At 73.3% G+C, this 12410-nt stretch carries 10 protein-coding genes and 1 tRNA gene; 8 read left to right on the plus strand and 3 right to left on the minus strand.

Going from position 1 to position 12410, the window contains the following annotated elements; all coding sequences use genetic code 11:
- Positions 1-380: 380 nt before the first annotated feature.
- The 3 genes from FF36_RS20345 to FF36_RS20355 all read left to right on the plus strand — a co-directional run bounded on the left by FF36_RS20345 (position 381) and on the right by FF36_RS20355 (position 1878).
- Positions 381-848, plus strand: a complete 468-nt coding sequence (locus tag FF36_RS20345; RefSeq protein ID WP_044886728.1) for a hypothetical protein — start codon at positions 381-383, stop codon at positions 846-848.
- A 115-nt stretch (positions 849-963) separates the two neighbouring features.
- A complete protein-coding gene (orn, locus tag FF36_RS20350) occupies positions 964-1644 on the plus strand; it encodes an oligoribonuclease (protein ID WP_242422663.1) in 681 nt (226 codons plus the stop codon).
- 158 nt (positions 1645-1802) lie between these two features.
- A tRNA-His gene (locus FF36_RS20355) sits at positions 1803-1878 on the plus strand.
- Positions 1879-1938: 60 nt separating this feature from the next.
- On the opposite strand, the gene FF36_RS20360 is transcribed toward FF36_RS20355, so the two are convergent.
- The gene (locus FF36_RS20360; RefSeq protein WP_044886729.1) at positions 1939-2655 is read right to left on the minus strand and encodes a response regulator; all 717 of its coding nucleotides are present in this window, start codon (positions 2653-2655) and stop codon (positions 1939-1941) included.
- Positions 2656-3117: 462 nt separating this feature from the next.
- Between FF36_RS20360 and FF36_RS20365 the strand changes: the two genes are divergently transcribed.
- Together FF36_RS20365 and FF36_RS20370 are read left to right on the plus strand one after the other, a co-directional pair.
- Entirely contained in the window at positions 3118-4689 is a 1572-nt protein-coding gene (locus FF36_RS20365; protein ID WP_044886763.1) for an aldehyde dehydrogenase family protein, read from the plus strand.
- 152 nt (positions 4690-4841) lie between these two features.
- A complete protein-coding gene (locus tag FF36_RS20370) occupies positions 4842-5648 on the plus strand; it encodes an isocitrate lyase/PEP mutase family protein (protein WP_044886730.1) in 807 nt (268 codons plus the stop codon).
- Between the two features lie 21 nt (positions 5649-5669).
- Here FF36_RS20370 and FF36_RS20375 read toward each other — a convergent pair whose 3' ends face one another.
- Positions 5670-6431, minus strand: coding sequence for a polysaccharide deacetylase family protein (locus tag FF36_RS20375; RefSeq protein WP_044886731.1), 762 nt, complete (start codon positions 6429-6431; stop codon positions 5670-5672).
- A 177-nt stretch (positions 6432-6608) separates the two neighbouring features.
- Between FF36_RS20375 and FF36_RS20380 the strand changes: the two genes are divergently transcribed.
- The 3 genes from FF36_RS20380 to FF36_RS20390 all read left to right on the plus strand — a co-directional run bounded on the left by FF36_RS20380 (position 6609) and on the right by FF36_RS20390 (position 11606).
- Positions 6609-8504, plus strand: a complete 1896-nt coding sequence (locus tag FF36_RS20380) for a TerD family protein (protein WP_044886732.1) — start codon at positions 6609-6611, stop codon at positions 8502-8504.
- A 121-nt stretch (positions 8505-8625) separates the two neighbouring features.
- On the plus strand, positions 8626-10476 hold the full coding sequence (locus FF36_RS20385; protein WP_242422667.1) for a phospholipase D family protein: 1851 nt from the start codon (positions 8626-8628) through the stop codon (positions 10474-10476).
- A 311-nt stretch (positions 10477-10787) separates the two neighbouring features.
- On the plus strand, positions 10788-11606 hold the full coding sequence (locus FF36_RS20390) for a DUF459 domain-containing protein (RefSeq protein ID WP_082122087.1): 819 nt from the start codon (positions 10788-10790) through the stop codon (positions 11604-11606).
- A gap of 448 nt (positions 11607-12054) precedes the next feature.
- Here the strand turns inward: FF36_RS20390 and FF36_RS20395 are convergent, their stop codons facing one another.
- Positions 12055-12372, minus strand: a complete 318-nt coding sequence (locus tag FF36_RS20395) for a hypothetical protein (protein WP_044886733.1) — start codon at positions 12370-12372, stop codon at positions 12055-12057.
- Positions 12373-12410: the final 38 nt, after the last annotated feature.

Consider the following 12410-nt stretch of genomic DNA (forward strand, 5'->3'; position numbering starts at 1 on the left):
ACAAGACCGCATACGGCTTGCAAGCGACACGCCGTGGGCGAGGTAAACACCATGTGACGCCGGGCGCGCAGGACCCCGAACACGGCTACGGTCGGGGCGTGGATAGTGGCCGCTGTCTTCGGCAGGAGCGCATCGCACAGCAGCGCATCCTGGGGCTCAGTCGACAAGGGGTACGCCAACGACCGCGCGACAACCGCGGCCCGGCCCGCCCGCCAAGCAGGCCACCCGGCCGCCGGCGGCGCACCCGCTGACCGCGCCCGCCCCCGCCCGTCCGAGACGAGGGCGCCGGTCCGAGACGAGGGCGCCGGTCAGCACCGCGAACCGGCCCATTAGAGTGACCGGATCCCCCATGGGCGGCGTGGCGGAGGGACCCGGACGACGTGGACGCCCTCAGACGAGGCTGGATCGGCTTGGCGCTGTTCTTCGCGGCGCTGATACTCATGCCGATCCTGGTCTTCGGGTACGACAAGAACCAGCCACCGCGGCACTCGGCGGTCGCCGTCACCGCCACCGATCGTCTCGTCACCGTGGCCCCCTCGCAGCCGGCGACCACGCCGCTCGCCTTCGCCGGCATCCGCCCGGGTGAGCGGATCTTCGGCTTCCGGGCCATCCGGGTGGTGTCGACCCGTTACAGCGGCCCGCTGGAATTCGTGCTCAACGGGCCCATCGCCCCGTTCCGGCTGGATCTGAGCCAGCCGCCCTACATTTTCAACCCCCACGTCGGGGGCTGGAAGACCACCGAGGTACCGGACGGGGAGTACACCCTGACCGCCATCCCGACCCAGGTGGCCAACGATCACATCTCCATAACGTTTACCGTGGGTAACGGGACGGGTGCGACCGGCTGACATCCGCCGCCGTTCGCCCGACCACACCGTCCGCCTCCCGGGGGTGCGCGTGACGTTGCGAGCCGCAGACCCTAGTGTCAACGGGATGGATCGACTGGTGTGGATCGACTGCGAGATGACGGGCCTGGATGCCGCGTCGGATCTGCTGCTGGAAGTGGCCTGCCTGGTTACGGACAGTGAGCTAAACATCCTCGACGAGGGCATCGACCTGGTCATCTCGGCGCCGGACGAGGCGCTCGAGGCGATGGTGCCCGTCGTGCGCGAGATGCACCAGAGCTCCGGCCTGACCGCCGCCGTCCGCGCCTCCACGCTGACCCTGGCGGACGCGCAGGCGCAGGTCCTCGACTACGTCCGCGCCCGCGTGCCGGAGGTACGCAAGGCGCCGCTGTGCGGCAACTCGATCGCCACCGACCGCACCTTCCTCGCCCGCCACATGCCGTCGCTGGACGCCCACCTCCACTACCGCATGATCGACGTCTCGTCGATCAAGGAACTGGCTCGGCGTTGGTACGTGCGGACGTACTACGCGGCGCCCGTCAAGCGGGGCGGCCACCGGGCGCTGGCCGACATCCAGGAGAGCATCGAGGAGCTGCGCTACTACCGGCAGGCGCTGTTCGTGCCGCCGCCCGGCCCCGGCACCGAGCAGGCACGGACGATCGCGGCCGAGGTCCGCGCCCAGACCGACGCCATCCTCGCCGCGCTCCCCGCCGGCACCCTCGCCCCGACGTCGCCGCCCGGCGGCGCCACGGTGGAGAACACCCCGTCGACCGCCCCGGACCGCGCGAACGCAACGTGATGTCCACGTCACCGGCGATCCCCCTGCCCACGAGGCGACCTCGACCGGTACGATGGCTTCGCTCGGTGAGACGCCCAGGCGGCACACTCGGGATCCGTACCGGCAAGGGATTGCCGGCGCGCCCCGATCGGTCGCGCCAGGCGTAGTCATTGATCATGGTGGGTGTAGCTCAGCTGGTAGAGCACCGGGTTGTGGTCCCGGTGGTCGCGGGTTCAAGTCCCGTCACCCACCCCAGGTCAGAGCACATGTTGATCTTTTTTCGGATCGACATGTGCCGCTCCCGGGGCCGGGCGGTCACTCGATGTCGAACAGGCCCTGGCGCACCGCGTACATGACGGCCTCCATCCGCGAGTGCAGCTGAAGCTTGTCCAGGATGTTGCGCACGTGGTTCTTGACCGTGTTCTCGCTGATGAACAGCTTGCGGGCGATCTCCCGGTTCGCGCGGCCCTCCGCGACGAGCTTGAGCACCTCGAGTTCGCGGGCGGTCAGGTGCGGGGCGTTCACGCGGGGACGGTCCTCGGTGCCGCGGGCCATCGTGGCGAACTCGACCATCAGCTTCGACGCCATCGACGGGCTGATCAGGCTCTGCCCGTTGTGCACGGCGCGAACGGCGTCGGCCACCTCGTGCGGCGGGATCGACTTGAGCAGGTACCCGACGGCACCCGCCTTGATCGCCTCGAACAGATCGGACTCCTCGTCCGACACGGTGAGCATCACGATCCGGGTGCGTGGCACCGCCCGCTTGATCGCCCCGGCCGCGGCGATCCCGTCCCGGCCGGGCATGCGGACGTCCATGAGCACGATGTCCGGCGACGTGCCGGAGGCCAGGGTCAGCGCCTCCAGTCCGTCGCCGGCGCGGCCGACGACGCTGATGTCCTCCTCGATCTCCAGGACCGTCTGCAGGCCCTGCAGAAAAAGCTCATGATCGTCTACAACGAGGACCCGGATCGGTGCGGAGCCCTCGACGGAGTCGGCTTCAGCGGCCGACGGCGGCATGACACTGGCCGTCATCACACATCCGGGAATCAGGATCGAATCGTCCGGGCGACGACGCGGACGCGAACGAAAGATGGTTCGGACACCCTTCCACTCTACGTGATGAAGTACACACCAGAGGTCGTGACAGCGCCCGAGTGACGCCCGCGTCTCCCCCCATTAACGCATCCGACATGCCGGAAATAGTACGCGGTGGACGGTCTCCGCCCACCCGGATCGCCGGCTTCGGCACCGGAACGGCAGCGGTTTCGGCCGGTCAGGGGGTTGGCGCCCGACCCGGCGCCACTGCCGGACACGGGCCCAGGTCGCGCCAAATCGGACGATCCGCGTCCGGTCGCCTAATGAGTGCTTGTCTCGTCAATTGACCGTCCGTCAATCGGTCGGCCCCGATATCTGTGGTCGATCGAATTATCGGATGTGCGATATATGGCACTCGACTGGTGGCGCATCTGGCCGTTGACCGTCAATCTCATGTGTATGGCCGCGACCACCAGCACTCCCCAGCCGCGACTCCACATCAAGCCGGGCACGACCTGGTCCGACGCGTTCGCCCGATGCCACGAGCTCGCCCCGGAGGCGTTCGACGCCGACCGCCTGCGCAACCTGTGGGGCGGCGAGTGGCGCCGCACCGGCGATCCCCTGCACAGCCACTCCCCCGTCGACGGCTCGCCGATCGCCGGGCCGCCCATGCTGGGCCAGGACGAGGCGCAGGAGGCGATCAGGGCCGCCCTCGACGACCACAAGGAGTGGCGCGACGTGGCGCTGGCCGAGCGCAAGGCCCGCGTGCGCGCCGCGGTCGACGCGATGGACGCCCACCGCGAGCTGCTCGCGCTGCTGCTCGTCTGGGAGATCGGCAAGCCCTGGCGCCTCGCCCTCACCGACGTCGACCGCGCCCTCGACGGCGTCCGCTGGTACCTCGACGAGATCGACGGCATGATCGCCGGCCGCAGCCCGCTGCCGGGCCCGGTCAGCAACATCGCGAGCTGGAACTACCCGATGAGCGTGCTCATGCACGCCATGCTGGTCCAGATGCTCGCCGGCAACGGCACGATCGCGAAGACCCCCACCGACGGCGGGGCCGCCTGCCTGACGCTGGCCAGCGCCCTGGCCCGCCGGGAGGGCCTGCCGGTCTCGCTGGTCTCGGGATCGGGTTCGCGGCTGTCCTCGGCGCTGGTGCGTGCCCCGGAGATCGGCTGCCTGGCGTTCGTCGGCGGCCGCTCCGCCGGCGGGCAGGTCGCCGCCGCCCTCGTCGACACCGGAAAGCGCCACTTCCTCGAGCAGGAGGGCCTCAACGCCTGGGGCATCTGGGACTTCTCCCAGTGGGACACCCTCGCCGCCCACCTGCGCAAGGGCTTCGAGTACGGCAAGCAGCGCTGCACCGCCTACCCGCGCTACGTCGTCCAGCGCCAGTTGTTCGACCGCTTCCTCGCGATGTACCTGCCGGTGGTCTCGGGGGTCCGGTTCGGCCATCCGCTGGCCGTCGCCGACGACGCCGACCCGCTGCCCGAGCTGGACTACGGTCCGGTCATCACCGCCGACAAGGCCACGGAACTCGCCGCGAAGATCGACGAGGCGATCACGAAAGGCGGCGTGCCGCTCTACCGCGGCGACATCGCCGACGGCCGGTTCATCCCCGGGCAGGACACCTCCGCCTACGTCCCGCCGGTGGCGATCCTGCACCCGCCCGCCTCCAGCGCGCTGCGCCACGCCGAGCCGTTCGGGCCGGTCGACACGATCGTCGTCGTCGACTCCGAGGCCGAGCTGCTGGCGGCCATGAACGCCTCCAACGGCGCGCTGGTCGCCTCCCTGGCCTGCGACGACGAGTCCTACGCCCGCCGGCTCGCCGGGGAGCTGCAGGCGTTCAAGGTCGGCGTCAACAAGCCGCGTTCGCGCGGCGACCGCGACGAGCCGTTCGGCGGGCGCGGCGCGTCCTGGAAGGGCGCATTCGTCGGCGGCGCCCACCTCGCCCGGGCCGTCACCGTCGGACCCGACCCCGACGAGCGCCTCGTCGGCAACTTCCCCAGCTACTCCCTCTACCCCGAGGTCTGAGGGGCAGCGTCGAAGCGGCCCCCTGGGGCGGACGGTCCTCCGCACGAGTCTCGGTGTCCTACGCTGCACCCTGTGATGAGCTTTACCGGGCAGGGATTCCTCGCCGTCCGGTCCGCCCGAGGGCGGGCCACGGTGCGAGCGGTGGCGGCGCCGTGACGGCCTCGACCACCGCCGCGCGGACCGAGCGGTTCCGCGGGCTGCACCACCCCGGGGCGCCGCTGATCATGCCGAATGCCTGGGACGCGGGGACGGCGCGGGTGCTCGCCGCGGTCGGCTGCCTGGCGGTGGGGACGACGAGCAGCGGGTTCGCCGGCACGCTCGGCCGGCCCGACCGGTCGGTGACCCGCGACGAGGCGCTCGGGCACGCCGCCGCGCTCGCGGCCGCCGTGGAGGTGCCGGTCTCCGCCGATCTGGAGAACGGCTACGGCGCCGAGCCGGCCGACGTCGCGGCGACGGTGCGGGCGGCGGTGGACGCGGGGCTCGCCGGATGCTCGATCGAGGACTTCACCGGCGACCCGCAGGGCTCGATCCACGAGGTTGGTCTGGCCACCGAGCGGATCGCCGCCGCGGTCGAGGCGGCGGCCGGGCGGCTCGTGCTCACCGCCCGCGCCGAGAACCATCTGCACGGCCGGGACGACCTCGCCGACACGATCGACCGGTTGCAGCGCTACCAGCAGGCCGGCGCGGACGTCCTCTACGCCCCGGGGCTGCGTCGCGCGGCGGACATCCGCAGCCTGCTGGCGGAGCTGGACCGGCCGGTCAACGTCCTGCTGATGCCGGGCGGGCCGGGCGTGGCGGAGCTCGCCGAGCTCGGCGCCGCGCGGATCTCGACCGGTGGCGCGCTCGCCTTCGCCGCGTTGGGCGCGCTCGGCCGGTCGGTCCGTGAGCTGCTCGACGGGGCGGCCCCGTCGTTCTGGCCGGACGCCGGGGCGGGACGCGAGCTCGTCCGCGCCTGGTAGAGGCTGGTCAGCGAAGGCCGGTCAGCGGCCCCGCAGGCCGTGCTCGGCGAGGGGGCCGAGGCGCAGGCCGGCGTCCTCGCACCGGGCGGCGATCTCCGGCAGGGCGCCGAGCGCGCTGCGCCAGGCACCGGGCGCCGACGTGCAGTCGCAGTCGTGCAGCAGCACGGTGGCCCCGCCGCGCAGGTCGGGCGCGAGGGTGTCCAGGACGCTGCGCGGGGTCGCCTGCGCCGTCCAGTCCCGACCCCACGCCGACCACAGCACCGGCGTCAGTTCCAGGTCGCGGGCGGCGACGAGCAGTCCGGCGGAGAGGATGCCGTGCGGCGGCCGGACGAAGCGCGGGGTGCGCCCGGTGACCTCGGCGACCAGGTCGCGGGTGCGCACGAGCTGGTCACGGGTCGACCGCGGGCCGCGCAGCAGCATCGGGCGGTGGTCCCAGCCGTGCACGGCGAGCTCGTGACCGGCGGCGACCATCTCCCGGGCCAGACTCGGCGAGCGCTCCAGCAGGCTGCCGAGGACGAAGAACGTCGAGCGGACGTCGAGTTCGGCGAGCACGTCGAGGAACTGCGGGGTCGAGGCGGGGTCGGGCCCGTCGTCGAAGGTGAGCGCGACGTGGTCGTCGGCGCCGACCCCGGCGAGCGTCGGGGTGACCCGCAGCCGCAGTCGGCGCAGGGTCGCCAGCGAGGGCAGGCCGTAGGTGAGGCCCGCCGTGGCACTCAGCGCCACCGCCGTGCGGGCGGCGCGGCGTCCCACGATGGACCCGCGCGTCGTGACGGACCGCGTCATGACGCCAAACTCTGCCACACGTGCCGCCGCGCCCCCAGCGCGCCCCGGCCGGCGGCCCGATATGTCAGGACCGACCGCCGTGCGGGCCGATCGGCATACATTCCTTCCACGCAGACGTGTCGACGGCCACCCGCCGGTGGCGGGCGGTCGTCGCCGCCCCGACCCGCGAAAGGCCCCATGACCCTGGCCCCGACCCTGCAGAAGGGCGCCAACGCACCCGTTCCCGCCGGGGTGCTACGCGTCGCGGTCGGCTGGGCGCCGGGCCGGGTGGTGGACGTCTGCGCCGTCCTCGTCACCGAGCGGGAGCGGGTTCGCTCCGACGCCGACTTCGTGTTCTTCAACGCGCCGAGTCACCCCTCGGGCGCGGTCACCCTGACGGCCGCGGGCCCCGGGACGGCCGGCCTGGTGGTGACGCTGCCCCGGGTGGAGCCGGCGGTGAGCCGGATCGTGATCGCCGGATCCCTCGACTCGGGGACCTTCGCCGACCTCGCCGACCTCGCCGTCGAGCTGACCGACCGAGCGGGCCGGCCGGTGGCCCGGTTCGTCGCGGAACCCGACGGGCCGGTCACCGCGCTGGTATTCGGGGAGCTCTACCGCCGGGCGGGTGGCTGGCGGTTCCGCGCCGTCGCCCAGGGCTGGGACAGCGGCCTCGCCGGCCTGGCCCGCGGCTTCGGCATCAACGTCCGCGCCGACATCCCCACCGACGACCCCGACGGCGACGCCCCGACCAGCACTCACCCGACCAGCGCCCACCCGACCAGCGCCGACGTCACCAGCAGCGGTCCGGCCAGTGACGATGCGGCCGGTCACGAGCCGACCGGTCACGAGCCGACCGGTGTGGAGCCCACCCGGGTGCTGCCCGAGGTCGACGCGGATACCCGCTCAGCCAGCGAGGCCGGGGTCGGCGCCGAGGACGCTGTCACTGCCGGGGAGGAACGCGAGGCCCGCACCGACGAAGAGGCCGCGGCGCAGGCCGAGGTGCCGCGAAGCCGCTCGCCGCGTCCGGCGCGGCGGATCCGGGCGGACTGGTATCCCGATCCGGTGCGCCCGGACCACATGCGCTGGTGGGACGGGGACCGCTGGCAGGGTCCGCCCACGCCGATCCTCACGGAGTCGGACACGAGCTGCGGACGGTGCGGCGCCCGCAAGCGGTGGCGGCTGCTCGGCGGCCCGCCGGCCTGCGAGGAGTGTGCGCAGGCGATCCGGGCGTACCTGTGGGACTGGCGGGCCCGCGTGGTGTCGTCGCTGACGCGGGACGACCCGACCGGCGCCGACCTCGAACCGCTGTGGGCCGACCTGCGCTACCAGCGAATTCCGGAGTCGGCGGGCTGGGAGATCGTCCAGGCGGTCGGGCAGGCACACCTGGAACGGCTGACGGCGTTCGCGTTCACCGACGGGGTGATCGAGCCGGACGAGGTCGACCGCATCGAGGCGGCCGCCACGCGCCTGCACCTGGCCGGCCCAGAGCTCGACGCCCTGCGCCAACGCCTCGCCCGAGGCCTGGAGCTGACCCGGATCGGCGCCGGCGAGCTGCCCCGGCTGCCCGCGGGTTCCCTGCACCTCGACCTCGACGAGATCGTGCACCTCGACGCGCCGGCCACCCTGGTCCAGCAGGCCGCGGCCGGCCCCCGCCACGCCCCGGGTCGGCTGCTCGCCACCAACCGCAAGCTGCGCTTCCTCGGTGAGACCGGGCGGGGCGCCGAACTCGGCCTGTCGAAGATCGTCGAGGTGGAGGCGCGGGGCGGGTGCGTCGACATCGCCGCTACCACCACCCGTGGCTCGGGCAGCTACCTCGTGGACGACCCGCAGTACGTCGCCGCGGTGCTGGCCGGGATCCTGCGGGTCGCCCGACGGCAGGTCATCGCGCCGGGCAGCCGGGCGAGCCGGGCGATCCCGCAGGCGGTGAAGGCGGAGGTGTGGCGGCGCGACGGCGGGGTGTGCGTCGAGTGCGGGGGCGGCGAACACCTGGAGTTCGACCACGTGATCCCGTTCAGCCGCGGCGGCGCGTCCAGCGTCAACAACCTGCAGCTGCTGTGTCGGCGGTGTAACCGTTCCAAGGGCGCGCGGATCTGACGGCGGACGGCGGCGAGCAGGACGCGGCGGACGGCCGCACCCAGCTGACGGCTGACGAGGAATCGGGCGACTCGCCGGGAATGGCGGTTGCATCCCGAGGGAAGGTTCGGTGAACGGATCCATGGCACAGGCGGGAGATGCGTCCACGGTGGGGGCGAACGACGTGGTGACGAACGACGTGGTGACGAGCGACGCGGTGGCGAGCGACGTGACAGCGGAAAGTGATGGGAGGGCCACGGCACCGGGCGTGTTACCGGTTTCGGCTGCCCCGCCGGCGCCGCGGACCCTGCCGTCGCAGCCGACGCCGGCTGCCCCGCCGGCCCCCGAGCCGGACGGTGGGACGGCCGCCGTCGGGTCGGACGGCACGGCGGTGCTCGCCGTCTGGTTCCTGACCACCGAGGAGCGCGGGAATCCGAGCACCGACCTCGACCGGCGCCATCCCGACGGCCGGCCGTGGACCACCGGCAACCTCGTCGTGCCGCTCGTGCACGGCCGGGACTACTTCACCCGCCTGCTGGAGACCGTCGAGGGACTCGGCGACGGCGACCTGCTGCTGTTCACCGACTGGCGCGGGGACCTCGACCAGCGCCTGGACGGCGCCGGCTCCGAGGTCGGCGAGGTGCTGGGCCGGGCGGCCCGGCGCGGGGTGGCGGTCCGCGGCCTGATGTGGCGGTCCCACCTGGAGCTGCTGTCGTTCAGCTCGAAACCGAACCGGCTGCTCGCTGAGCAGCTCACCAGCTCCGGGGCTCGGGTCGTGCTGGATCAGCGGGTGCGCCGCGGCGGCTCCCACCACCAGAAGCTGGTCGTCGCGCGTCCCGCCGGCGATCCGGCGGCCGGTGTGGCCTTCGCCGGCGGGATCGACCTGTGCTACAACCGGCGCGACGACGCGGCCCACGCGGGCGACCCGCAGAGCCAGCCGATGGCCGCCCCGTACGGCGACGCCCCGCCCTGGCACGACATCCAGGTGGAGGTGCGCGGCCCGGCCGTCGGCGATCTGGAGCACACCTTCCGCGAGCGGTGGGACGACCCGTCGAGCCTGGACAACCCGAACCCGCTGCGGCGGCTGTTCTACCGGATCCGCCCGGTGGCGACCCGGACCGACGAGCTGCCGCCCCAGCAGCCCGATCCGCCGGCGGCCGGCCCGCACAACGTCCAGATCCTGCGGACCTACCCCCGCAAGCTGCGCCCGGCGTACCCGTTCGCCCGCGCGGGCGAACGCTCGATCGCCCGCGCCTACCAGAAGGTGCTCCGCCGCGCCCGCCGGCTGATCTACCTGGAGGACCAGTACATGTGGTCCGCCGAGGTCGCCCGGCTGTTCGCCGACGCGCTGCGCCGCTCCCCGGAGCTTCATCTGATCATCGTGGTGCCGCGTCATCCCACCCAGGGCGGGCGGTTCTCGCTGCCACCGAACCTGGTCGGCCGGGAGCAGGCGCTGGAGCTGTGCCGGGCGGCGGGCGGCGACCGGGTCGGGGTGTACGACGTCGAGAACCACGCCGGCACCCCCGTGTACGTGCATGCCAAGGCGGTGACGGTCGACGACGTGTGGGCCTCGGTGGGGTCGGACAACCTCAACCGCCGGTCGTGGACGCACGACAGCGAGCTGGCCGTCGCGACGATCGATGACACGCTGGACCCGCGCGAGCCGCGCGACCCGGCCGGTCTGGGCGACGGCGCCCGGGTGTTCGCCCGGGACCTGCGGCTGCGGCTGTGGCGCGAGCACCTCGACTGGGCGGGCCCGGACGACGAGCTGCTCGACCCGGAGACCGGCTTCGCGGCGTTCCGTGCCCGCGCCGAGGACCTGGCCGCCTGGCATGCCGGCGGGCGGGTCGGGGATCGGCCGCCGGGGCGGGTCCGTCCGCACCGCCCGGCCCGGCTGAGCCGGTTGCGCCGGGCCTGGTCAGCTCCGCTCTACCACTCGATCTACGACCCCGACGGCCGGCCGCACCGGTTGCGCGCCGCAGGCGAGTGGTGACGGCCACCGGCGCCTCCCGGGGCCCGACCGCAGCCCACGCCACCCACGTGCCACCCAGAGCACACCCAACGGGTCGGTAGATGTGCGGGTAGCACCTCGACCGCACCGACCGGTAGGCACCATGGAGGGATGCCGGTCGATGCCCGCCCGGCATGGGTTGTGCGCCTGCCGCCCGGGGCTGGTTGGCATCGGGGCGGACGGACGTCGGGCCGGCGGGCGTCGGGCGGGCGGGCGTCGGGCGGGCGAGCGTCGGGCGGGCGAGCGATGCCGGGAGAGCGCCGCGGGTGGGGCGCGTCGAGGAAGGGCGCAGCGTGCGGATCGGACGGCTGGGCCCGATCGGCTGGTTGTTCGTGGTCGCGGTCGTGCTCGTGACGGGAGCGGTGGCCGTCAACCGCACCTCGCACGACCACCCGCGGGTGGCGATGTGGGGCGACTCGTTGGCCTGGGAGGCGGGTGCGTCGTTCAGCCGGACGGTGCGCGCCGACGGTCACAGCCAGGTCCTGGTGCGCACCTGGGGTGGCACCGCCGCCTGCGACTGGCTGACCGACATCCACGACCAGGCCCGACGCTGGCGGCCGACCGTGGCCGCGCTGGCCTTCTCCGGTAACCAGGGCACGGCGTGCATGCAGGGACGTGACCTGGTGACCGCCTACCGGGAGGACGTCACCCGGGCGGTCGAGCTGCTGACCGGCCGGGGCGCCGAGGTCGTCCTCGTCGACGCCCCGCCCCGGCGCGACCAGCCGGTCGACGCCGCCGGGCTCACCCCGCTGGACCGGGTGTGGCGGCAGATCGCCGCGACCCACCAGCACACCCGCGTCGCCCCCGCCGGCCGGGCGATCACCGCCGGCGGACGCTTCACCACGACGCTGCCGTGCATCGCCGGGGAGACCTGCGGCCCCGGCGGGATGGTCACGGTACGCAGCCCGGACGGCACCCACTTCTGCCCGTTGGTCCAGCCGCCGATGACCGCCTGCCCGGTGCCCTCCCCCGGCGCGGTCCGCTACGGCACCGCGATCGCCCGTGCGACCCTCGACCGGCCCGCCGGCACCGGTGGCAGCGGCAGCAGCGGCACCGGCGACGACGAGCAGCGGGTGGCCGGCGCGCCAGGCGGGCACCCATCGCGGTCCTAGCCGGTCCGTCAGCCACGCCGGTCCGTCAGCCACGCCGGTCCGTCAGCGGCCGCTGGCCAGCGCCCCCGCGCGGGCACGGAATCGACCAGGTCAGGACGCCTCACCGAGCGATTCCCACCCGCCTCGTGATGCCGAGTAGTCAAATGTCGACTCTGACCGGCAACCCCATGACTCCAGCCACTACCGCCTGTCCCCAGCAGGATTCCCGGCCAGATTGCGGCCAGATCGTGCCGAGGCTTCGGTACGGTTTTTCGGCCAGAAACCGGCATTACACCTCGGCACGATTCCGTGCACAACTCATTACAGAAAGATACGAAGGGCGTGGCGGCCGGTAGGGGCGCAGAACCGCAAGGCGATCCCTGCCAGCCAACCCCCTTGGCCGCTGACCGCTGACGGCTCAGGGCGTCCAGCAGCTCAGGGCGTCCAGCAGCTCAGGGCATCCAGCGGCTCAGGCGACCCGGCGGCCGGTCGTGGCCATCCGCCGCCCGGTCACCGAGCGTCGGTGCACGCCCAGGTCGTCGCGCCACGACAGGTAGGTGCGGTCGGACATGCCGATGACGGACAGCCTGTCGGCCAGGTCGGCGGCGAGCGCCTCGACCTCCTGCGGGTGGTAGACCCGCACGGCGAGACCATGCTGGTCGACGGAGGTGATCCCCGCCCGGTCCCCCAGGCTGGCGTCGAGCTGATCGGCGAGCTCGTCCGGGCCCGCGATCCCGCGGGGCAGCTCCGGCCATGCGACGTCAACGACCAGACCGTACGTGGTCATGAGTCCCCTCCTCCGATGGACGTCGCCGTCCCGGCCGC

This window comes from Frankia torreyi (assembly GCF_000948395.1).
Taxonomy (GTDB): Bacteria; Actinomycetota; Actinomycetes; order Frankiales; family Frankiaceae; genus Frankia; species Frankia torreyi.

What these genes read in the sequence shown, in the direction of transcription:
- orn (WP_242422663.1), top strand. Translation starts at nt 964, where the DNA reads ATGACGGGCCTGGATGCCGCGTCGGATCTGCTGCTGGAAGTGGCCTGC.
- FF36_RS20360 (WP_044886729.1), bottom strand. Translation starts at nt 2,655, where the DNA reads ATGACGGCCAGTGTCATGCCGCCGTCGGCCGCTGAAGCCGACTCCGTC.
- FF36_RS20365 (WP_044886763.1), top strand. Translation starts at nt 3,118, where the DNA reads ATGGCCGCGACCACCAGCACTCCCCAGCCGCGACTCCACATCAAGCCG.
- FF36_RS20375 (WP_044886731.1), bottom strand. Translation starts at nt 6,431, where the DNA reads ATGACGCGGTCCGTCACGACGCGCGGGTCCATCGTGGGACGCCGCGCC.
- FF36_RS20380 (WP_044886732.1), top strand. Translation starts at nt 6,609, where the DNA reads ATGACCCTGGCCCCGACCCTGCAGAAGGGCGCCAACGCACCCGTTCCC.
- FF36_RS20385 (WP_242422667.1), top strand. Translation starts at nt 8,626, where the DNA reads ATGGCACAGGCGGGAGATGCGTCCACGGTGGGGGCGAACGACGTGGTG.
- FF36_RS20395 (WP_044886733.1), bottom strand. Translation starts at nt 12,372, where the DNA reads ATGACCACGTACGGTCTGGTCGTTGACGTCGCATGGCCGGAGCTGCCC.